Below are 20607 nucleotides of genomic sequence, written 5' to 3'. Positions count from 1 at the left end.
GAGCAGGCGCTGCCGGGCCCCACTCGGAGGTGCAGGCGGGCCCGGTCTACTGTCCGCCAAAGAAGGGGCAGTGATGATGCACTCGAACGCAGGATAGCCCGGCTTCCGCTCCCTAGACTGGGTATCGGCCCCCGCAGAGTCTTCGCGGAGGAGCCGGTCCCGGCGGGATGGGGATCCCGCCGCAGGCGCAAGGTTGCGCTTTTCTCAGGGGCGCGCCGCAATTTTTCCGGCGGGCGTGAAGTCATCGGGGGACTCATGTATCTGCAAGAACCGACGTCGGCCGGGCAGGCACCGGACCGCGCTCCGACGTGCGTGGACGACATCGCCACCACGGCCGGGGGCGGCAGCCCCGGCCACCCGCCGGTGGTGCTGCACGTGGTCGAGGCGTTTGGCGGGGGAGTCGCCGCGGCCGTGCGGGACTACGCCCGTGCCACGCCCGAGTGCGAACACCACCTGTTGTGTAACCTGCGCCCCGAGGCCGTAAACCTCGAGACCAACTGGGACGATGACTTCTCATCGGTGCGCTCCCTGCCTGGGGGACACCTGGCGAACATCACCGCCACGCGCTGGGCCATCAGGGAGGTCAAGCCGGATGTCATCCACTCCCACTCCAGCTACGCCGGGGTCTACGCGCGCCTCGCCGTCGGGCACCTGCCGCGGCGTCGCAACGACACCCTCTCCCCGCTCAATGCACCGGGAGCGCCCACGACGCGCGCCGAGCGCCAGGGGTACCTGCTGAGCGGTACGGGCCTGGAGCCTGCGGCAGGCGGGGGAGGCGGCGGCGTCGCGTCCGGCACGGGGAGCCCCGCTCGGCGCGGCTCGGGCGCCGCGCGGTGGTCCCGCGCCGTCCACGAGCTGACCAATAACAGGTACGTGGACCTGTCTCTGTCCCGGATCAAGCAGGTGTACACGCCGCACGCGTGGTCCTTCTCGCGCCTGGACCGCTCGCGTGCCACCCGGCTTGGGTACTGGTTGCTGGAGGGGGCGCTCGCGGCCCGCACGGACGTCCTTGCGGGCTGCTCGAAGGCAGAGAACAATGTGGCCCACTGGGGGCCGATCGCCCCGCACACCGTCTACGTGCCGAACATCGCCCCCTCCTACGGGGCCCGCAAGCCGCGCCCCGGTGTCGGTGAGCCGCTCGTGCTCGCTGGCGCGGGCCGGCTCGCCGCGCAGAAGGACCCTGTGTTCTTCGCACAGGCGGTGGACGCCATCCGTGCGGCCGGCCACGACGTCCGGCCCCTGTGGATCGGCGGCGGGGACGAGGACGTCGAGCGGATGCTGCGCGAGCACGGCGTGGAGGTCACGGGGTGGGTGGGCCACGAGGACGTGCGCCGGCACCTGCAGCGCGCGGACGTCTACCTGCACACGGCGCGCTGGGAGGGCTTCCCGATCACGGTGCTGGAGGCGGCTCTGAACGACATTCCGGTGATCGTGCGCAGGATCCGGGTCTTCGACGACGCCGGACTGCCTGTTGTCGTGGACACGCCGGAGGAGGTCGCGGCGCGCTGGGAGGAGATCACGGACGAGCGCGCGCGCAACGAGGTCACGCGCTGGGCCGGGCAGGCGCTGTGGGAGAACTGCCGTGCGGTGCAGCGTCGCCGGCTGGGAGAGATCTACGGGCTGCGGGTGCCGCTCGTGGAAGGCGCCACGACGCGGTGACCACCCGGGGCAGCCAGACTGCCCGGGGGAGCACGGAACGCTCGTGGAGCACACAAGGGGAGAGACATGACGGAGACATTGGAGCAACGACAAGCGGCCACGGCTGGGACCGCGGACTCCGCGCCGGCGGGTGTGCTGGGCACGGGGATGTGGACCGGGACGGGGCGAGGCGCCACCTTCACATGGGTGCACACGCCCGAGAACGGCAGGACGCGGGGCCTGGTGGTGCTTGCGCCGCCCGCCGGCCGGGAGGCTGTGCAGGGTTACCGCGCGCTGCGCCAGCTGGCCATGCTGCTGGCCGGGGCGGGGTACTGCGTGGCCCGGGTCAGCTACCGGGGCACGGGGGACTCGCACGAACTGCAGCCGCAGGACGACGTGCTGCGCGTGTGGGAGCGCAACATCCTGGACGCCACCGCGCAGGCGCGGCGGGTATGCGGTGTGGAGCAGCTGCCGGTGTACGGCATCGGCTACCGCGTGGGCGGCGGACTGCTGGCACGGGTGGCGGAGCGCTTCGACCGCGTGATCGCGTGGGAGCCCGTGAGCGGACGGACGTTCGTGAACCAGTGGTCCCGCCTGCGCCGGGCCACCCTGCCCGAGATCCCCGTGACGGACGGGGTGGACCTGATGGGGCTGTGGCTCACGGACGAGCAGGCCCGCGAGCTCTCCTCTCTCCCGGACCCCCGCACCATGGGCGCCCGGCCGGAGAACCTCGAGGTCCACCGCGAGAAGGATCAGCCGCGCGCCAAGATCATGTACGGCGTGGATTCCCTGGACGTGCGCGTGCACTACGACGTTCTCGAGGACCTGCTGCGGCAGCTGCCGCGCGAGGAGCTCGTACCGCTCACGGGCACAGGTCGCGGTCCGCGGCGCAACGAGTTCCGTGCCGCGGACGGCACCGCCTGCGCGGAGGAGATCGTGGCGGTGACGCCCAGGGGCTACCCCGGGATCCTCACGGGTCCCCTGACAGGTGAGGGTTCGCTGACGGACGGCGGCCGAGCTGCACATGACGGCGCGCACGCCGCGATCGCGCCCCGGCCGGGCATGCCCACCACATTCTTCGCCCCCGGTGCGTCCGAGCCCCGGGACGGCTCCGCGCTGTGGTCCGAGACCGCACGTCGGCTCGCGGGGCTGGGCGTGGCGAGCCTGCGGGCGGACCGTGACGGCGCGGGCGACCGCGCTCTGCTGTGGTCCGACCGGGACCCGAACCCGTACCGCGACCTCAACGCCGAGGCGCTTCGGGAGCAGGCTGCGTGGCTCGCGGAACGATTCGACGCTGACGTCGTGTCCACCGTCCTGTGCTCCGGTGCCTGGGCCGCGCTGCGTGCCGCCCGGGAGCCGGCCGGTCTGCCGGTGAAGGGCATGGTCCTCGTGAGCCAGAACGAGTGGCGCATGAACCAGGCATTCTTCGACCAGCAGCGCACCGCCTACGACGGGGACGCCAAGCTGCGGGCCAAGGCAAATGCCACGACAAGTGCGACGGTGGGCGCCACGGCCGAGCGTGCGGCGTCGACGTCGGCACGCTCCGCGCGCCCTGCGGGCGGTGCAGCTGACGGCAGCGGGGCCGGCAACAACGCGGTGGCCAACGGGATGGTGGCCAACGGCGTGGGGGGCGACGACGGCGCCCGCCCGGGTGCCGCGTGCCGGCTGGCGACCACGGGCAGAGCTGCAGCGCGCCGGGCACTCGCCGGGGCGACGTCGTGGGGCAGGGAGCTGCTGACGAAGGGCAAGCGGGCCGGATCGCGGGCGCTACGCCGGCACGCGCCCGAGAGCGTGTGGAACCTCATGGGACGCAACCCAGCGGCGTCGATCCCGGACCACGTCCTGGACCGTGCGAGCCAGGACCGCTGCGTCGTGCTCATCGTGGGCCCGCAGGACGAACCCCGGTACCGGGAGACCACCGCGGACCGCGCCGTCGCCCGGCTGCAGCGCCGCGGGCGCAGCATCGACGAGCGCTTCTCCCCGGGCGTGGACCACTCCGTGCTCTCCCGCACCGCCCGCAACGAGCTCGCGGGTCACCTCGACGAGCTCTTCGCCCATTGGAAGGCCCAGTAGCAACCCCATGACAGACACCCGCTCCAGCCCCGTACCCGCCGCCGAAACGCAGACGTCCCGGGTGGGGACCAACATCCTGTGGAACTACATCTCGGGTTTCACCAGCGTGTTCGGACTCCTGCTGCTCTACCCCTTCGCGATCGCCATCGTGGGGGCCGAGTCCTACGGCCTGTGGGTCATCACGTTCAGCGCCATCCAGCTGCTGACCATGTCGGACTTCGGGCTGGGTACAGGGATCGTGCGCACCCTCGCGGACATCCCCGACGACGATCCGGGCGCCCACGCCAAACGCCGCAGCTTCGTGGGCGTGGCCCTGCTGGTCTTCCTGGTGCTCGCCGTGGTGCTCACGGCGCTGTACTTCGCGGTTTTCCCGCTGTACCTCACGACGGTGGCCGTCCCCGAGCGGGACCGGCACGCGGTGACGCTGCTGCTGCTGGCTGCGGGGGTCACGCTGTTCTTCTCCGTGCTCGGACGCGCGTGCAACTCTCTGCTGTGGGGCCTCAACCGCCCGGACATCGAGCGCAAGGCCGCCGTGGTGGCGATCCTGGGCCGTGCGGCCGGCTACGCCCTGCTCATCCCGCTGCACGGCGGGCTGATCGCGCTCGTCCTTGTGGAGTGCGCGTCCCTGCTGCTGCCGCCCATCGTGTGCTTCTGGGCCGTGTACCGCCGCTTCGGGCTGGCGCGGCCGCTGCCCGGTGCCTGGAAGGAACAGGGCCGACCGCTGCTGCGGATGTCCTCGGTGCTCTCCATCGGGTCCCTCTCGCTGCTGGGCGTGTACCAGCTGCCGCTGTTCATCGTGGGCCCCACCCTCGGGCTGCAGGCCGCCACGGCGTTCGGTGCACTGATGCGGGTGAACCAGAGCGCACGGCTGGTCGTGAGCTGGATCTCGATGCCCTTCGCCTACCCCATCAAGAAGTCGCGAGGTGCCGAGGCTGCGGAGCACATCCGGGTGGCGACGACGGTCGCCCTGCTGGTGGGCCTCATGCTCAGCATCCCGCTGCTCGCCATCCCCACGGAGCTGCTGACCGTGTGGCTGGGCGCGGGCATGGCCTTCGCAGCACCCGCCCTCGCCATGGTGGTGCTGGGTGTGCTGGGGGAGTCCCTGGGCCAGGTCCCCAACCTGGTGATGACACTGCGGGGCAACCCCCTGGTGGCGTCCCTCATCAGCCTGGGCGTCCTGGTGGTTACGCTGCCCGCTGTGTGGCTCGCCGCCGGCACCGACAGCCTGGAGCTCGTCATGGCTGCTTCCGTGGCACCCCTGCTGCTCGCGGTTCCGGTGCAGCTCTACTTCAGCGAGCGTGCCGAGCCCTCGGGGGTCACTGGGGCGAATCTGCGCACGTGGGCGCTGATGGCCCTCGGGTCGGCCGGGGCCGTGGGGGTCTTCATGCTCGTGGGCCGTGTGCTGCCGGACGTGGTGACGATCGGTGTGTGCGCGGCCGCGCTCGGCGCCGTCTTCGTCATGGCCTTCCGCCGGATCCGCCGCCGCGACCGGGAGATCAACGAACGCGCAACGCAGGAGCACGGCGGGCGTCAGGAACCGTCCGTCAGCTCCTCGTAGAGCTCACGGTAGCGCCGGGCGGTGCCGCGGCTGTCGAACTCGGTGCGTCCGAGCTCCCAGCTGCGACGCCGCCACTCGCCACGCTCCGCGGCCGGGAGGTCCACGAAGCGGTTCATGGCACGGCCCAGGGCTTCCGGATCGCGGACGGGCACCACGGCCTGCGGGTCCACGGCCAGCAGCTTCGCGTCGCCGGTGTCCGTGGTGATCACCGGCACGCCCTCGCTCAGCGCCTCCAGACCCGCCATGGGCAGGGCCTCGTGGTTGCTCGCGAAGACCACGGCGTGGGCGGTGCGGATCAGCGCGTGGACGTCCGAGACCGAGCCCAGCAGAGTCACGGCCTGACCGATGCCCAGCGTCTCCAGCTCGATGGTGAGTGCCTCGTTCCCGGGGTCCACCAGGTGGCCCGCGCAGAACAGCCGCGCGTCGGGGTGCTCGGCGAGCACGCGCGCGAAGGCGCGGAAGAGGGTGGGGTGGTCCTTCTGCTCCACGCAGCGGCCCAGGTGCACGAACACCGGGGGACCGGAGGGCTCAGGGGCGGGAACCGGCGAGATTCGCGTGCCGTTGTGCACGACGCGGATGTGCTCCGTGCCGAAACGGTAGTGCGACTCCGCCGCGAAGCCGAGGGCAGAGTTGGAGCACGCGACCACGGCGTCGAGCCGGGCGGAGGCCTGCGCCGCAAGCCACCAGGTGACCCGGGTGACGGGCTTCTGCGCCAGGTGCAGGCTGTTGTGCAGGGTGGCCACGCGCCTGGCCCCGTGCGGGGTGACCTCGTTGACCAGGTCTGACTGCTGCAGGTGGGAGTGCACCACCTGGATGCCGTGCTCCGCGACGAGCCTTCGCAGCGCGCGCATCGCCCTCAGGGGCACCACGTCGCGGCGGGTCATGCCCACGTAGGCGGTGCTCGTGGCGGCGGCCTCCAGCCGTGGCGAGAGCGCTCCCTGGCCCATGAGGACCAGGAGGTGGGCGTCGTCGCCCTCGGGGCGCGCGAGCATCAGCTGCTCGATGAGGGTCTGCGCACCACCGGTCTCGGCGTCGTTGACAATGTGGAGAACGCGCACGGGGCGGGCCTTTCTGGGGAGAACGGAAGAGTTCGGGTGCCGTGGGGGAGATGCCGCCGAGGCGTGCGGGGATCACAAGTGGGGTGACGGGCCCGCTGGGCCGGTCGGCACGGCGGTGGGAGCGCCGATCGACTCGGCGCCCTCCGGAGCCCACGGGGCTGCGGTCTCCCGGGTGTCCTCGGAGCGGGTGATCTCCAGCCCCAGGCACACGCCGGCGGTGCCCCACACCCAGAAGGCGGAGTCGTAGCTCGTGGTTCCGCCGGCGACCACGATCCACACCACCAGCGTGCACAGCCCGAGCCACAGCGGGTTGCGCCCGCCGGACCTCAGGCACATCACGGCCATGAACAGGACGAGGGCCAGTCCGAAGACCATGCCGTCCTCGAGCACCACGCGCCCGATCACGGAGTAGATGTCCGGGAGAGGGTTGTAGTGCTGCAGGTCGCCCAGGGGCATCCGGCCCGCCAGGAACAGCTCGTTGGACCGGCCCCTGCCCACACCCAGGAGGAAGACGAGGGGGTCGGAGAAGAGGTAGCGGACGGATGCCGTGATGGAGGAGCCTCGGTCCGCCCAGGACCAGTTGAAGGACTCCTGCCGGTCCTGCAGCACGCCCACGCCCACCCACACGGCGCCGGCGAGCCCGGTGGGCACCAGCAGCACCGCGGCCCACGCATGGCGCACGGCGTAGGGGGCGATCGCGGCCACGAGCACCACGCCCAGCACCACCACGGCGGCACCGGAGCCGGAGATTGCCACGGCCCACAGCACCAGGGCGAGGGCGACGACGTCCCGCGCCGTCATCCGTCGCCGGTAGTGGCGCGCGAGGAGCACCAGGGCCATGGCCATGAGCGAGAGGGTGCCCACCATGAAGGAGGTCTCCGGGAAGAGCCCGAAGGGCCGGCGCACGTACTGCATGAACGTCTCGCTGAAGTCGGAGACGTTCGCGTAGCCGGGGAGGTCGTAGAGGCCCTCAAAGGGAATGGTGTCCAGCACGTCGAAGAACACGTACTTCTGCACGAGCGTGAAACCGGCGCTGAGGAGCATGGCCCAGCTGAGCCAGGGGATGGTGCGCGCTCCCAGGAACACGGTGGCTGCCGCGGTCCCGGCCAGGGGGAGGGTAAACACGAGCCAGGTGATGGACCCCGGGATCTGCAGCGGCTGGGACGTGAAGAACATCCGCAGGAACGAGGCCGCGAAGGGCACCGCCCCCACCAGCAGGGCGGTCCACATCACGGGCATGTGGCGCCCGCAGCGCACGATCAGGACCACCGCCACGAGGCTGGACAGTGGCAGGTTGGTGTTCGAGCCCAGGGGGACCGCCGCGTAGGGCAGCACCGAGAGCACGATCAGCACCGCGGCCAGTGCGCGGTCCAGCCGGGTGCCCCGTGCGCCGGTCACGGGCGGGTCCCGACGCGCGGCGGCGCGGGCGGCACGCCGGGTGCGGGACCGGTCCGTGGGGGGCACGGCGGTGGGGCTCATGCGACCTGCACTCCCAGGACGGCGGCCACGGAGGGCTCCCAGTCTGTGTGGTCGACCGGGGCAGGCCCGGTGCCGTGGGAGGGGGCGACGCCGCTCGCTCCGGCACCCGCGCGCGGTCCAGACGCCACGGCGTTGTCGAACGCCGCGCGCAGGGCGCGCCCGAAGGCGGCCGGGTCGCGGATGTCCGCGGCGGTGAACCCGGGGTAGTCCCCGGCTTGCTCGCGCAGCGAGGCGAGGTCCGAGGCCACCACGCGGGTGCCCGTGCCGATGGCCTTGGCGAGGACGCCGGAGTGGGCGTCGAAGTGGGTGTAGGGCAGCACGATGACCGCGGCGTCGCGCACGTGCCCGGCGAACTCTTCGCGGCTCAGGAAGCGGTCCTCGAAGTCCACGGCGGGGTAGCGGGTGGCCAGGCGGGTGAGCTCCGCGCCCAGCTCCGGGCTCTCGGCCGCGCCGCGCACGAGCAGCGGCACCCCGGCCTCACCGGCGGCGACGACGGCGTGCTCGATGCCCTTGTTGGCGCGGACCTCACCGATGCACAGGGCGTGCGGCCCCGCGTCCGTGCCGGTGGTCGCGGTGGGCACCTGCGGATCGAGCCGCGAGGACACCGGCAGCGCCACGGCGCTCACAGGGCGGTCCGTATAGCCCCGAACGATCTCGGCCTGCTCGGCGCCGTGCGTGATGACGCGGTCCGCCCGGCGCGCGCAGGCCCGGTCCAGCCACAGCAGCACCTTCTCGCGGACGGAGGCGCTGGCGAGGTCGAAGTGCGGCTGGGCGTTGTGCACGAACACGGCCGTGCGCTGGGTGCGCCGAGCGCGCAGAGCCCCGGGGACCGGGTACTTGGTGGAATCCAGGGCGAGAACGGCGTCCGCGCCCGCGCGCCGGGCCGCGGCGCGCACCGCTAGGTGCTCGCGCAGCAGGTCCGCCACCTGCAGGCCGGCGCGCAGCACCTTGCCCGGGGACGAGGCCGGAACGGTGGTGCGGCGCGGCGGAACGGTCTCCACTACGCGCACGGGGTGCCCCGGACCCCAGCCCAGGTACTCCCGGGCCCCCGGGCGGGAGACGAGCGCCACGGCGGCGACGTCCGAAGACGCCTCCAGTGCCAGCGCAAGGTCTGCGGCGTGCTCGAGCTGTCCGCCGTACTCGGTGGGGCACACGACGACGACGTCGCGCGGGTGCCCGGGGCGGGAGCGCTCAGTGCTCATGCGAGTCGTCCACCGCGGCACGGGCACGGCGGGTGGCGCGGTGCTCCGCTCCGGCGCGTTCGCGGGCGCGCAGGGACCGGCCGCCGCGCAGGAGCACCAGGAGCAGACCCGCGATCAGACCCACGAGAGCGCCGAGGGCCGCGTTGACGGCGGCGGAGGGGCCCGAGGACTTCTGCGGCACCGCGGCCTTCTGGACCACGTTCAGCTTCACGTTGGCGGGCTGCTGGCCGTCCTGCGCCTGCGGAATGGTCTCGAGCGAGCGGCTGACCTCCACGAGGCTGTCCGCGGTGGCCTGGGCGATGTCCGCGGCCTGCTGAGCGGAGGTTCCGGTGGCGGTGAGCGTGATCATCGCGGTGTTGGGCTGGTTGGTGGCGACGACGCCGGACTCCGCAAGCTCCTCGGGCGTCTCGTCGAGGTGGACGGTGTCCACCACGGGCTGGAGCACCGAGTTGGTGGTGGCCACCCGTGCGTAGGACGCGGCGCGGGCCACGGCGAACTGCTCGCCCATCTGCAGGTCCGTGACGGAGCGGGGATTCGCGACATTCACGAAGACCTGTGCCTGGGACTCGTAGGACTTGGGCATCAGCAGGCCCGCCGCGGTCCCGAGGAGCACCCCCACCACCGTGGTGAGCACCACGAGCAACCACATGTCCTTCAGACAACGGACGTACTGACTAAGATTCACGCTTCTCCCCCTTGACCGATGAGCACACTGCCTCGGTCCTTGCGAGCCCACGGCTCTCCCCTTGGACGTGGCCAACTGCAGAAAAATCCTACCGAGGGGCTACGGCAGGGAGCCCCGAAAACACGTCGTTCGGGGCAAACGTGCCCCTATGTGTGGACGGATCCCAGCGGGGGCGGCTCTGCGCGATTCCTAGACTTGGACGGGTGCCAGGTCAGGAGACCGGCGCCGCACTTCGGGGGCGGGCAGCACGCCGAGCTCCACGGTGAGCCACGGGCCGCACGGTGTGGCAGCGAGCCACGACCGTGAGCAACGACAGGGGAGAAATGGCACACGAGAGCACGCCCGGTACCGAGGGCGAGGTCCCGCTCGTCAGCGTGGTCATCGCCGTCTACAACGGCCAGGACCTGGTGGGGCAGGCGATCAGCAGCGTGCTGCGCCAGACGCACCCGCGTGTGGAGGTCTTCGTGGTGGACGACGGGTCCACGGACAACACCGCGCATGTGCTCAGGGGCTACGAGGCCGTGAACCGCCCCGGCAGGACGGTCCGGGTCATGCGCCAGGACAACGCGGGATGCGGTGCAGCCCGCAACCGGGCGCTTGGACTCGTCGCGGGGGACTTCGTCACGTTCCTGGACGCGGACGACCAGCTGCTGCCGCACCACCTCGAGACACTGCTGGCCCGGTACCGGGAGCTGCAGCGCGAACCCGGACGCGAGCGCACCGTGGTCTACGCCAACGGCTGGCAGTGCACGCCTTCGGGGATCAACGCGGAGCGGGTGCAGTACCGCGAGCGGATGCCCGAGCCGCAGCAGCAGCGCAGCGTGGTGCTTGAGTACAACATCGGCAGCCTCTACGGCCTGTTCCCGCGCCGCTTCTTCGAGGAGGTGGGCGTCTTCGACCCGGAGCAGGTCTTCGTGGAGGACTGGGAGCTGTGGCTGCGGGCCGTCTACTCGGGGTGGCGCTTCGACCGGGTGGACGATGTCACCTCGATCATCGCGTGGTCGGGCGGCTCCATGCAGTCCCAGCGGGACCGGATGGCCGCGGGGGAGGAGATGGCGCTGCGCAAGACGCTCACCCGCTTCGAGCGGGAGCTGAGCGAGGAGGAGCGCCAGAAGCTGCTCACCCGGTTGCGCAAGGGCTCCCCGCTCGCCGCCGTTTCGGACGCCGAGCAGGCCCTGCGGGAGGGGCGCGCGGCGGATGCGCGTCGGTATCTTGAGCTCGCGGCCCGGATGATGCCGAGCCAGCGCCGCGTCACGGTCAAATCCCGCCTGGCTCGCCTGCCGGGCGGGACGGCGTGGCTCGTGCGGCGCCAGCGCGCCGTGGACCGCAGCGTGGGGTACACGGACGCCATGCGGCGCTGAACCAGGCCGGTCGGCGGCACAATGGACCGGGTGAGCACCTCCACTGAACCAGCCCCCGTCCTCCTCGCGTGCGCGCACGGTACCCGTGACCCCGCAGGCCAGAGCGCTGTCGCCGCGCTCGTCGCCGAGGTGCGCACCGCACTTCCAGACGTCCCCGTGGTGGACACCTGGGTGGACGTCCAGGAGCCGGACCTCGTGGCCCGCACGGCGCAGCTCGCCGGGGACGACGCCGTGGTGGTCCCGCTGCTGCTCTCCGCCGGCTACCACGTGTTCGTGGACATGGCCCGCGCGGTGCGGGGCACCCCGCGCCACCGGGTGGCGGCGGCGCTCGGTCCGGACCGCGGGCTCGCCCGCATCATGGCCCGCCGGCTCGCGGAGGCGGTGCGCGTGAGCGGCGGGCCCGACGTCGGCCCGGGAGACAGGATCGTGATGGTGGCCGCCGGCTCCTCGGACCCCCGCGCGGGCGAGGACTGTGAGCGCACCGCGCGGCTGCTCACCGAAGAGGTGGGCCTCCCGGTCACCCCCGCCTACCTCTCCGCGGCGCGCCCCACGCTGCCGGAGGCCGTCGCGGAGGCCAGGCGCGAGCTGGGCACCCCGCCGGAGGACCGGGCGGGGGACGACGCCGCGGCGGAGCGACGTGGCGACCCCGGCTGCCCCGAGGCGCCGACCGAGTCAGAGATTCGCGCGGCCGCCGCGGGTGATGCCGCCGTGCCGCCGCCGTGCCCCGTGTCACCTGCACACCAACCCACCACGTCCGCGACGCCGCGGTCCGGGCACGGCGGGGCCGCGGGTCGGGTTCTCGTGGTGCCGTACCTGCTGGCCCCCGGGTTCTTCCACGGCCGCGCACTTGCCGCGGGCGCGGACGTGACCGCCGAGCCGCTGCTCGTGGCCGGGGGCGAGGTGCCCCAGGAGCTCGTGGCGCTCGTCGTCGAGCACTACCGGGAGGCGGCCGCCCTCGCGTGATCGCACACGGCCTTGACCATGGCCCCGAGGCGGAAGCGCTCGGGGACCACGGCGTTCGTGATGCCGGCCTCCTCGAGCGGCTGCACGCAGACGGGGCCGATTGCCACGGCGGTGCAGCGGCCCTCCCGCAGCGAGGCCACGACGCCGTCGCGGCAGCCCGCGGCAGTGGCGGCATCGAGCACCGCGTCCACCGCGGGGGCTGCCGTGAAGGTCACATAGTCCAGGTCCCCGGCCGCGATCTCGCGAACGAGCCGGGACAGCCGTGAGCCCTCGTCCGCAGACTCCCAGCGGTAGGGGGCGAACACGCGCACGTCCAGTCCGGCGGATCGCAGCCGACCGAGCTGCTGCTCGTCCGCCGTGCCGTGCAGCTGGAGCGTGACGGTGCCCGGGGAGGGCATCTCGAGCACCCGGTCCACGAGCTCGGCGGTGCGCCCGGAGGAGCCCGTGTACGCGCACGGGATCTCGAGTGCCTGCAGCTGGCCCTTCGCCTTGGCGCCGCGCGCGTACACGGTGCTCTCGCGCAGAGCCGCGAGCAGCTCCTCGCGCAGGCCGTGCTCCTCGGCGACGGACAGCCAGCGCTTGACCCCGTAGCCGGTCGTGACCAGCACGGTGCCCGGCGCGGAGGCGACGGTCTCGCGGACGGCGGCCACCACGTCGTCGTCCTCGTCCGTGGGCGTGATCTTCAGCGCGGGTGCGTACTGGACGCGCGCGCCGTGGCGCTCGAACGCACCGCCCTGTTCTTGGGCGCGGCGGTGCGCCGTGATGGCCACGGTGAGGCCGGTCAGGGCGTGGGGCTGGGACGTCGTCATGGACTCCAGGGTACGAGCCGACGACGGGTGGCTGCACCGGTGTGCGTGTCGGGACTCGCGGGTAGGCTGAAACGCGATCAGGGGGGCGGCGTCGGCGGGAGCACCACGGCTCGGCGCGCCGTCCCGCCCACGATCCCCGTCACTATTCCTCATCACGATTTCTCGGCACGGACCCGGTGACGGCGCCGCTCACCGCCCCTGCCCATTCCGTCCGCTCATCCCGTCGACTCACCCAGGAGCCACCCACCCATGTCCCTGACCGGTCTGCTCACCGCCCTCTGCGAGGACCGCGGTTTCGCCAACATCCGCTCGCAGGCGTCACGCCCCCTCGCGGAGCGCTCGGCGGAGACGATCATCAGTGCCACGGACGGACTGCGCGCGCCAGTGCTCGCGCAGATCGCGAGCGGCCTGGAGCAGGCGCACGGGGCTGTCTCCAGCGGGGCGGCGGCGAACGGTGTCGCGAGGCCGGTGCTGCTCGCCGTGACCGCCACCGGGCGGGAGGCTGAGCAGGTGCAGGCCGCGCTCGAGTCCTACCTGCCGGCCGGGGGCATCGCGAACTTCCCGTCCTGGGAGACCCTGCCGCACGAGCGGCTCTCCCCCCGTTCGGACACCGTGGGCCAGCGCCTGGGCGTGCTGCGCCGGCTCGCGCACCCGGACGCCACCGCTGAGCCCCTGCGCGTGGTCGTGGCCCCGGTGCGCTCGGTGCTGCAGCCGGTGGTCGCCGGGCTCGGTGAGATGGAGCCCGTGACGCTGCGCACGGGGCAGGACTACGACTTCCAGGGGCTCGTCAAGGACCTCGCGGCCGCCGCGTACGCGCGCGTGGACATGGTCACCAAGCGCGGCGAGTTCGCGGTGCGCGGCGGGATCGTGGACGTCTTCCCGCCCACCGAGGACCACCCCGTGCGCCTCGAGTTCTTCGGGGACGAGCTGGACGAGATGCGCTGGTTCGCCGTCGCGGACCAGCGCACGCTCGCGGACGCGGCCCACCCGAGCGTCGTCGTCGCCCCGCCGTGCCGCGAGCTGCTCGTGACGCCGTCCGTGCAGTCGCGCGCCGCCAAGCTCAAGGAGCAGCTGCCCGGGGGCCGGGAGATGCTGGAGCGCATCGCCGGGGGACAGTACGTGGAGGGCATGGAGTCCCTCGCGCCGCTTCTCGCGGACGACATGGTCCAGGTGCTGTCCCTGCTGCCGGAGGGCTCCATGACCGTGGTGCTGGAACCGGAGAAGGTCCGGGCCCGCGCACACGACCTCGTGGCCACCAACGAGGAGTTCCTCATGGCGGCGTGGGAGTCCGCGTCCGGCGGCAACGACGCGCCCCTGGACCTGAACACCGCGCTGGACACGGACGACGGCGCCACCCGTTCGCTGGCCTCAGGCTCCTTCCACACGATTGCCGAGGTGCGCGAGCTCGCCCTCGACCGCTCGGTGGGCTGGTGGTCCGTCACGGGCCTCAACGTCAACGCCGTGACCGCCTCCCAGATCGACGCCGACACCTCAGAGGAAGAGGTGCACCTCGCGGACACGGACGCGGACACCCTCACCGTGGGTGGACGCGAGCCCACCCGGTTCGCCGGGGACGTGGAGGCCATGCTGAGTTTCCTTGCCCAGCGCGTGCGCGAGGAGTGGCGCGTGGTGCTCGTGACGGACGGGCCCGGGCCCCTGCAGCGGCTGAGCGAGCTGCTGCACGGCGCGGAGATCCCCGCGGCACGCTACGAGACCCTCACCGAGAGCCCGCAGCCGGGGCTCGTGGAGCTGACGACGGCGCGCGCGGGTCGAGGCTTCGTGCTCGAGGCCACGCGTACCGCCCTCCTGACGGAGGCGGACGTGCTCGGCCGGGCGAGCACCTACGACACCCGCGCGGAGCGCAGGCTTCCGCAGCGGCGCAAGCGCAACCAGGTGGATCCCCTGGCCCTGCAGAAGGGCGACTACGTGGTGCACGAGCAGCACGGCATCGGCCAGTTCGTGGAGCTCGTCCAGCGCCCGATCGCCGGTGCAATGACCGTCCCGGGCCAGCCCAAGCCCGTGCGCGAGTACCTGGTGCTGGACTACGCGCCGTCCAAGCGCAACGGTCCGAGGGACCGGCTGTTCGTGCCCACGGACCAGCTCGACCAGGTGAGCAGCTACGTGGGCGGTGAGGCACCGTCGCTGTCCAAGATGGGCGGTGCGGACTGGAGCAAGACCAAGCGCAGCGCCAAGAAGGCCGTCAAGGAGATCGCGAACGAGCTGATCCGGCTCTACTCGGCGCGCATGGCCTCCAAGGGCCACGCGTTCGGCCCGGACACCCCCTGGCAGCGCGAGCTGGAGCAGGCGTTCCCGTACGTGGAGACACCGGACCAGTTGACCACCATCGACGAGGTCAAGGCGGACATGGAGCGGCCTATCCCCATGGACCGGCTGATCTCCGGAGACGTGGGCTATGGCAAGACCGAGGTGGCGGTGCGCGCGGCGTTCAAGGCCGTGCAGGACGGCAAGCAGGTGGCGGTGCTTGTGCCCACCACGCTGCTCGCCCAGCAGCACACCGAGACCTTTGCTGAGCGCTTCTCGGGCTTCCCCGTGCGCCTGGCAACCCTCTCCCGGTTCCAGAGCGCCAAGGAGTCCAAGGCCACCATGGAGGGGCTGCGCAGCGGCGCGGTGGACGTGGTGATCGGCACCCACCGGCTGCTGAGCAAGGAGATGCAGTTCAAAAACCTGGGGCTGGTGATCATCGACGAGGAGCAGCGCTTCGGCGTGGAGCACAAGGAGAAGCTCAAGGCCATGCGCACGGACGTGGACGTGCTGGCGATGTCCGCCACGCCCATCCCGCGCACGCTGGAGATGTCCATGACGGGCATCCGCGAGACCTCCACGCTGGCCACCCCGCCGGAGGAGCGCCACCCCGTTCTCACGTACGTGGGTCCCTACACGAACAAGCAGGTCTCGGCCGCGGTGCGCCGCGAGCTCATGCGTGAGGGGCAGGTGTTCTTCATCCACAACCGGGTGTCCACCATCGAGGCGCGGGCCAAGGAGCTCGCGGAGCTCGTCCCGGAGGCGCGGATCGCTGTCGCCCACGGGCAGATGAGCGAGTCCCGCCTGGAGCAGATCATCGTGGACTTCTGGGAGAAGAAGTTCGACGTGCTGATCTGCACCACCATCGTGGAGACCGGCCTGGACATCGCCAACGCGAACACGCTGATCGTGGACCACGCGGACCGCTACGGCCTCTCGCAGCTGCACCAGCTGCGCGGTCGCGTGGGGCGCGGGCGCGAGCGGGCGTACGCCTACTTCCTGTACCCGGTGGAGAAGCCGCTGAGCGAGACCGCGCTGGAGCGTCTCAAGGCCGTGGCCGCGCACAACGAGCTCGGCTCCGGCATGCAGCTGGCCATGAAGGACCTCGAGATCCGCGGCGCCGGAAACCTGCTGGGCGGCGAGCAGTCCGGGCACATCGCCGGCGTGGGCTTCGACATGTACCTGCGTCTCGTGGGCGAAGCCGTGGCCGAGCACCGCGGGGACCAGGACACCGGGCCCGCGGAGATGAAGATCGAGCTGCCCGTCAACGCGCACCTCCCGCACGACTACGTGCCGGGGGAGCGGCTACGCCTGGAGGCCTACCGCACCCTGGCCAACGCCGCCACGGAGCAGGCCGTTGTTGAGGCCGCGGAGGAGCTCGAGGACCGCTATGGACCCGTGCCCACCCCCGTCGCCAATCTCCTTGAGGTCGCGCGGCTGCGGATCCGCGCCCGCGCCGCGGGCCTCACGGACGTGGCCACGCAGGGAAACATGATCCGCTTCTCGCCCGCGGACCTCACCGAGTCCCGCGAGATGCGCCTGCAGCGCCTCTACCCGGGATCCCAGGTCCGTCCCGTGCCGGGCACAGACGCGCGCATGGTGCTGATCCCCAAGCCCAAGACCGCGCGGATCGGCGGCAAGGATCTCGTGGACGGGGACATCCTCGCGTGGGCCGGCGAGGTGCTGGACGCGATCTTCCCGGTGCTCGAGACGGCCGGGTCTGGCTCCGAGGCCGGGTCCGCTTCCTAGGGACGCAGGGGGACGACGACGCAGCTCGGCAGGGGTCGGGGACGCCGCACCTCCCGCGGTGTCCACCTCTCAGCCGCTCCGTGACGAACAGTCATGGGACATCTGCTCGTGACCGGTGGCGCCGGCTCCATCGGCGCCACCTTTGCGCAGCAGAACATGTCCTTCAACGGCACCCGGGGCACCACGCGCTGCATCCACGCCGAGCCGTGGGACACGGACGACTCGGTCGTGACCGGCCGGGTCTTCGGCGTGTGGGTGGACCTGCGCGAGGGGCCCGGCTTCGGCGCCGTCGTCGCACGGGAGATCACTCCCGCCACTGCGGTGCCCGCGCCCCGCTACCGCGCGGTGGTCAACGCGGCCGCGTTCACCGCCGTCGACGCCGCCGAGACGGACGAGGGTTGCGGGGAAGCGTGGGTGGTCAGCGCCTAGGGTGCCGCCGCGCCGGCGCCTGCGGCCGGGCGGTGCACCAGGCCGACGCGCGGGGTCCGAGCTCCGAGTCTGACTTCCAAGTTCCCGGCGGCTGCCGGTGCGGCGTCTGAGGTGTAGAAGTGCCCGGCTTCCCTGAGGGTTTCGTGGTTTGTCCACACCTCAGATTCCTCCACGGGGGTGCGCCCCGGGCAACGGCCAGGTGGGGCCGACCGGCCGTGGACTGAGAGACGGCGGGGCGAAGCGGGGGCACCCCCGACAACGCGAGAGCCCCGCTCGTCCGTGGACGGGGCGGGGCTCCTACAGGTGCGCGGTGCGCTCAGCTGGTGACGCGGTCCTGGCGCTGGCCCACGGGACCGGTGCGCTGCGCCATCTCGGAGGCGTCGCGGGGAAGGTCCAGGGTGAGCTCGGTGCCGCCCGTGGAGTGCTTGGCGGTGCTGCCGTTGAGGAACAGGGTGGGGACCATCAACGCCAGGCCGTAGACCAGGATGCCCACCAGGAAAAGCACCCAGCTGTCCGGGTAGGTGCTGAAGAGGTACAGGCTCAGCACAACGGTGATGAAGCCGCCCACGAAGAGGATCGCGTTCTTCACGACGTCCCCCTGGCCGGAGTACTCATGACGGTTGCGGGTGTTGGCCCCCCGGTGCGAGTGGGCGGTGCGGGCGTCCGCGTCCGCGTCCACGGCGTGGCTACCGTCCTCCACGGTGCGCCCCGCAGCGTGCCCGGAGGAGTGCGCAGCACTCGTGGGAACGTCGGCTTCCGATCTTCTGACCATGACTTCACCCTTTCGGACCGCCACTGCGGGCGCATTGCTGTCTTGCGGTCAGTCTAGTGCCTGGGACCCGCACTTGGTGACATTCTGTCTGTGGCCCGCGCGGGGGACGTCGGGGGACGACGCTGCGGGTCCGTGACGGGGCGCGGAACCTGCCTCAGAGCTGGGCGACGACGTCCGCGAGCAGCCGGGAGATGCGCGGACCCGCCGCGCGCCCGGCCTCAAGCACCTCCTCGTGGGAGAGGGGCTCGGGGCTGATCCCGGCCGCGAGGTTCGTGACGAGGGACATCCCGAGCACCTCGAGACCGGCCTGGCGGGCGGCAATGGCCTCGAGCGCCGTCGACATGCCCACGAGGTCCGCGCCGAGCACCTTGGCCATCTGGACTTCGGCCGGGGTCTCGTAGTGCGGGCCTGGGAACTGGGCGTAGACGCCCTCGTCCAGTTCCGGGTCCACACGGTGGGCGATCTCCCGCAGCCGGGAGGAGTAGAGGTCCGTGAGGTCCACGAACGTGGCGCCTTCCAGCGGGGACCGGGCGGTGAGGTTCAGGTGGTCGCTGATCAGCACGGGTGTCCCGGGGCCCCACGCGGGGTTCAGCCCGCCGCAGCCGTTGGTCAGGATCATGACCTGCGCACCCGCGGCTGCAGCCGTGCGCACCCCGTGGGCGACGGCGCGCACTCCCTTGCCCTCGTAGAAGTGGGTGCGGGCACCGATCACCAGGGCGTGCTCGTCGTCCGGCAGTCGAATGGAGCGCAGCGTGCCGCCGTGACCTTCCAGTGCGGGCTTGGAGAAGCCGGGGATCTCGTGGGCGGGAACCTCGGCCACGGTCTCACCGAGCAGGTCCGCGGCGCCGCCCCACCCGGAGCCCAGCGTCAGCGCGATCCGGTGGCTCTGCACACCCGTGCGCTCGCGCAACGCCTCGGCCGCCTGCCGGGCCAGGTCGAAGGGGTCCGTGGTCTCTGTGGTGGTGGTCATGGGCCCACTGTAGGACAGCCATCGCGCGGCGTCAGCGTGTGGGAGCCCCCGGTAGGCTGGGGCCCATGGCAGACATGACTGTGCAGAGGGAATTCGCGGACCAGAAGCTCGTGATCATCGGCGGTGGCCCGGGCGGCTACGAGGCGGCGCTCGTGGCGGCGTCGCTGGGGGCGGACGTCACCGTGGTGGAGGAGCAGGGCATGGGTGGTGCCGCCGTGCTCACGGACGTGGTGCCGTCCAAGACGCTCATCGCCTCCGCGGACACCATGAACCGCTTTGCGTCCGCCAGGGACCTGGGCGTGCACGTGGGGGACGACCTCGATGCCACGGAGGAGCTCAACAACCTCCGCGTGGACCTGGACAAGGTCAACGTGCGCCTGCTGCGTCTGGCTGCCACGCAGTCTCGTGACATCAAGCGCGGCCTGGAGCGGGTGGGTGTGCGCGTGGTGCAGGGCCGCGGGCGCATCGTGGACCGCCACACCGTGGTGGTGGAGCCCAGTGACGACGAGCCCTACGAACTGAGGGCGGACGTTGTACTGGTCTCCGTCGGCGCGCACCCCCGCGAGCTGGAGACCGCCAAGCCGGACGGCGAGCGGATCTTCAACTGGAAGCAGATCTACCAGCTCACCGAGATCCCTGAGAAGCTCATCGTCGTGGGCTCAGGTGTCACCGGCGCCGAGTTCGCCTCGGCCTACAACGGCCTGGGATCGGACGTCACGCTGATCTCTTCGCGCGAGCAGGTGCTCCCCGGTTCGGACAAGGATGCCGCCCAGGTGCTGGAGAACGTCTTCGAGCGCCGCGGGCTGCGCGTGCTATCCCGTTCCCGTGCGGATGCGGTGGAGAATACCGGCGACGGCGTCCGGGTCACCCTCTCAGACGGCCGCAAGATCCGTGGCTCGCACTGCCTCCTGGCGGTGGGGTCGATCCCGAACACCGCGGACCTGGGCCTCGAGGGGGCGGGCGTGGCGCTGACGGACAGCGGCCACATCCGGGTGGACACCGTCTCCCGCACCACGGCCCCCGGCATCTACGCGGCCGGTGACTGCACCGGTGTGATGCCGCTGGCGTCCGTGGCCGCCATGCAGGGACGCATTGCGATCGCGCACATCCTGGGCGACACGGTGCACCCGCTGCGCACGGACGAGGTGGCCTCCAACATCTTCACCTCGCCCGAGATCGCCTCGGTGGGCATCACCCAGCAGGATGTTGAGGACGATCCCGCCATGTTCGTGGGGATGTCCATGAACCTGGCCACCAATCCCCGCGCCAAGATGATGGCGGTGGATGACGGCTTCGTGAAGATCTTTGCCCGCCGCGGCAGCGGCACCGTGATGGGTGGCGTGGTGGTGGGCCCGCGCGCCTCCGAGCTGATCTTCCCGATCGCCCTCGCCGTCACGCACCGCCTGGGTGTTGACGACCTCTCGGACACCTTCGCGGTCTACCCGTCCCTGTCCGGCACGATCGCCGAGGCCGCCCGCCGCCTGCACGTGCACCGCTGACGCAGCGGCCCCGGTCCTTCCCCGACGGGGCTGACCGCCCGGGCTTCCCGTGACGCCTCGGCCGGGGCGAGTACCGCGTGCTCGGCTACGACGACGCCGC

At 71.9% G+C, this 20607-nt stretch carries 15 protein-coding genes; 8 read left to right on the top strand and 7 right to left on the bottom strand.

The features are described 5' to 3' along the window. Positions 1 to 255: 255 nt before the first annotated feature. The 3 genes from FS770_RS05660 to FS770_RS05650 all read left to right on the top strand — a co-directional run bounded on the left by FS770_RS05660 (position 256) and on the right by FS770_RS05650 (position 5269). Positions 256 to 1659, top strand: coding sequence for a glycosyltransferase (locus tag FS770_RS05660; protein WP_083482427.1), 1404 nt, complete (start codon positions 256 to 258; stop codon positions 1657 to 1659). Between the two features lie 66 nt (positions 1660 to 1725). Beyond that, positions 1726 to 3711, top strand: a complete 1986-nt coding sequence (locus FS770_RS05655; RefSeq protein WP_244944770.1) for an alpha/beta hydrolase family protein — start codon at positions 1726 to 1728, stop codon at positions 3709 to 3711. 7 nt (positions 3712 to 3718) lie between these two features. Beyond that, the gene (locus tag FS770_RS05650) at positions 3719 to 5269 is read left to right on the top strand and encodes a lipopolysaccharide biosynthesis protein (protein ID WP_144942346.1); all 1551 of its coding nucleotides are present in this window, start codon (positions 3719 to 3721) and stop codon (positions 5267 to 5269) included. Here the strand turns inward: FS770_RS05650 and FS770_RS05645 are convergent. The 4 genes from FS770_RS05645 to FS770_RS05630 form a co-directional block, all read right to left on the bottom strand. Next, positions 5242 to 6327, bottom strand: a complete 1086-nt coding sequence (locus FS770_RS05645; protein WP_055084345.1) for a glycosyltransferase — start codon at positions 6325 to 6327, stop codon at positions 5242 to 5244. The two genes, FS770_RS05650 and FS770_RS05645, sit on opposite strands and share 28 nt — an antisense overlap. A 72-nt stretch (positions 6328 to 6399) precedes the next feature. Further along, complete coding sequence (locus FS770_RS05640; protein WP_244944769.1) at positions 6400 to 7806, bottom strand: hypothetical protein; 1407 nt, start codon at positions 7804 to 7806, stop codon at positions 6400 to 6402. Continuing rightward, positions 7803 to 9008 (bottom strand): glycosyltransferase family protein, encoded by a 1206-nt coding sequence (locus FS770_RS05635; RefSeq protein WP_144942345.1) that lies wholly within the window; start codon positions 9006 to 9008, stop codon positions 7803 to 7805. Before FS770_RS05635 ends, FS770_RS05640 begins: the two co-directional genes overlap by 4 nt. Then, positions 8998 to 9693 carry a YveK family protein gene (locus tag FS770_RS05630; protein WP_144942344.1) on the bottom strand — a complete coding sequence of 232 codons (696 nt, stop codon included), beginning with the start codon at positions 9691 to 9693 and terminating at the stop codon, positions 8998 to 9000. Before FS770_RS05630 ends, FS770_RS05635 begins: the two co-directional genes overlap by 11 nt. A 323-nt stretch (positions 9694 to 10016) precedes the next feature. Between FS770_RS05630 and FS770_RS05625 the strand changes: the two genes are divergently transcribed. Beyond that, positions 10017 to 11054 carry a glycosyltransferase family 2 protein gene (locus tag FS770_RS05625; protein ID WP_145010535.1) on the top strand — a complete coding sequence of 346 codons (1038 nt, stop codon included), beginning with the start codon at positions 10017 to 10019 and terminating at the stop codon, positions 11052 to 11054. Between the two features lie 30 nt (positions 11055 to 11084). Then, positions 11085 to 12017: a sirohydrochlorin chelatase gene (locus FS770_RS05620; RefSeq protein ID WP_362860617.1), complete on the top strand. Its 933-nt coding sequence runs from the start codon at positions 11085 to 11087 to the stop codon at positions 12015 to 12017. Here the strand turns inward: FS770_RS05620 and FS770_RS05615 are convergent. After that, on the bottom strand, positions 11990 to 12826 hold the full coding sequence (locus FS770_RS05615) for a uroporphyrinogen-III synthase (RefSeq protein WP_144942341.1): 837 nt from the start codon (positions 12824 to 12826) through the stop codon (positions 11990 to 11992). The genes FS770_RS05620 and FS770_RS05615 overlap by 28 nt on opposite strands. Positions 12827 to 13075: 249 nt before the next feature. On the opposite strand from FS770_RS05615, the gene mfd reads away from it, so the two are divergent. Further along, entirely contained in the window at positions 13076 to 16837 is a 3762-nt protein-coding gene (mfd, locus tag FS770_RS05610; protein ID WP_144942340.1) for a transcription-repair coupling factor, read from the top strand. 93 nt (positions 16838 to 16930) lie between these two features. Further along, positions 16931 to 17266 (top strand): dTDP-4-dehydrorhamnose 3,5-epimerase family protein, encoded by a 336-nt coding sequence (locus FS770_RS14275; RefSeq protein WP_144942339.1) that lies wholly within the window; start codon positions 16931 to 16933, stop codon positions 17264 to 17266. Between the two features lie 316 nt (positions 17267 to 17582). On the opposite strand, the gene FS770_RS05600 is transcribed toward FS770_RS14275, so the two are convergent. Then, positions 17583 to 18038 (bottom strand): hypothetical protein, encoded by a 456-nt coding sequence (locus FS770_RS05600; protein WP_144942338.1) that lies wholly within the window; start codon positions 18036 to 18038, stop codon positions 17583 to 17585. 154 nt (positions 18039 to 18192) lie between these two features. Further along, complete coding sequence (locus FS770_RS05595; RefSeq protein ID WP_144942337.1) at positions 18193 to 19008, bottom strand: purine-nucleoside phosphorylase; 816 nt, start codon at positions 19006 to 19008, stop codon at positions 18193 to 18195. Positions 19009 to 19082: 74 nt separating this feature from the next. Between FS770_RS05595 and FS770_RS05590 the strand changes: the two genes are divergently transcribed. Beyond that, positions 19083 to 20507, top strand: a complete 1425-nt coding sequence (locus tag FS770_RS05590) for an NAD(P)H-quinone dehydrogenase (protein ID WP_164497807.1) — start codon at positions 19083 to 19085, stop codon at positions 20505 to 20507. The last annotated feature ends 100 nt before the right edge of the window (positions 20508 to 20607 follow it).

This window comes from Kocuria salsicia (assembly GCF_007681555.1).
GTDB lineage: Bacteria > Actinomycetota > Actinomycetes > Actinomycetales > Micrococcaceae > Kocuria > Kocuria salsicia.
The sequence above is the reverse complement of the archived record's forward strand: the minus strand, read 5'-3'. Positions and strand labels throughout refer to the sequence as shown.

Bases quoted from the DNA above. Each gene is read 5' to 3' on its own strand.
- FS770_RS05635 (WP_144942345.1), bottom strand. From the start codon at position 9,008: ATGAGCACTGAGCGCTCCCGCCCCGGGCACCCGCGCGACGTCGTCGTC.
- FS770_RS05595 (WP_144942337.1), bottom strand. From the start codon at position 19,008: ATGACCACCACCACAGAGACCACGGACCCCTTCGACCTGGCCCGGCAG.
- FS770_RS05660 (WP_083482427.1), top strand. From the start codon at position 256: ATGTATCTGCAAGAACCGACGTCGGCCGGGCAGGCACCGGACCGCGCT.
- FS770_RS05640 (WP_244944769.1), bottom strand. From the start codon at position 7,806: ATGAGCCCCACCGCCGTGCCCCCCACGGACCGGTCCCGCACCCGGCGT.
- FS770_RS05625 (WP_145010535.1), top strand. From the start codon at position 10,017: ATGGCACACGAGAGCACGCCCGGTACCGAGGGCGAGGTCCCGCTCGTC.
- FS770_RS14275 (WP_144942339.1), top strand. From the start codon at position 16,931: ATGGGACATCTGCTCGTGACCGGTGGCGCCGGCTCCATCGGCGCCACC.
- FS770_RS05615 (WP_144942341.1), bottom strand. From the start codon at position 12,826: ATGACGACGTCCCAGCCCCACGCCCTGACCGGCCTCACCGTGGCCATC.
- FS770_RS05655 (WP_244944770.1), top strand. From the start codon at position 1,726: ATGACGGAGACATTGGAGCAACGACAAGCGGCCACGGCTGGGACCGCG.
- FS770_RS05590 (WP_164497807.1), top strand. From the start codon at position 19,083: ATGACTGTGCAGAGGGAATTCGCGGACCAGAAGCTCGTGATCATCGGC.
- mfd (WP_144942340.1), top strand. From the start codon at position 13,076: ATGTCCCTGACCGGTCTGCTCACCGCCCTCTGCGAGGACCGCGGTTTC.
- FS770_RS05650 (WP_144942346.1), top strand. From the start codon at position 3,719: ATGACAGACACCCGCTCCAGCCCCGTACCCGCCGCCGAAACGCAGACG.
- FS770_RS05600 (WP_144942338.1), bottom strand. From the start codon at position 18,038: ATGGTCAGAAGATCGGAAGCCGACGTTCCCACGAGTGCTGCGCACTCC.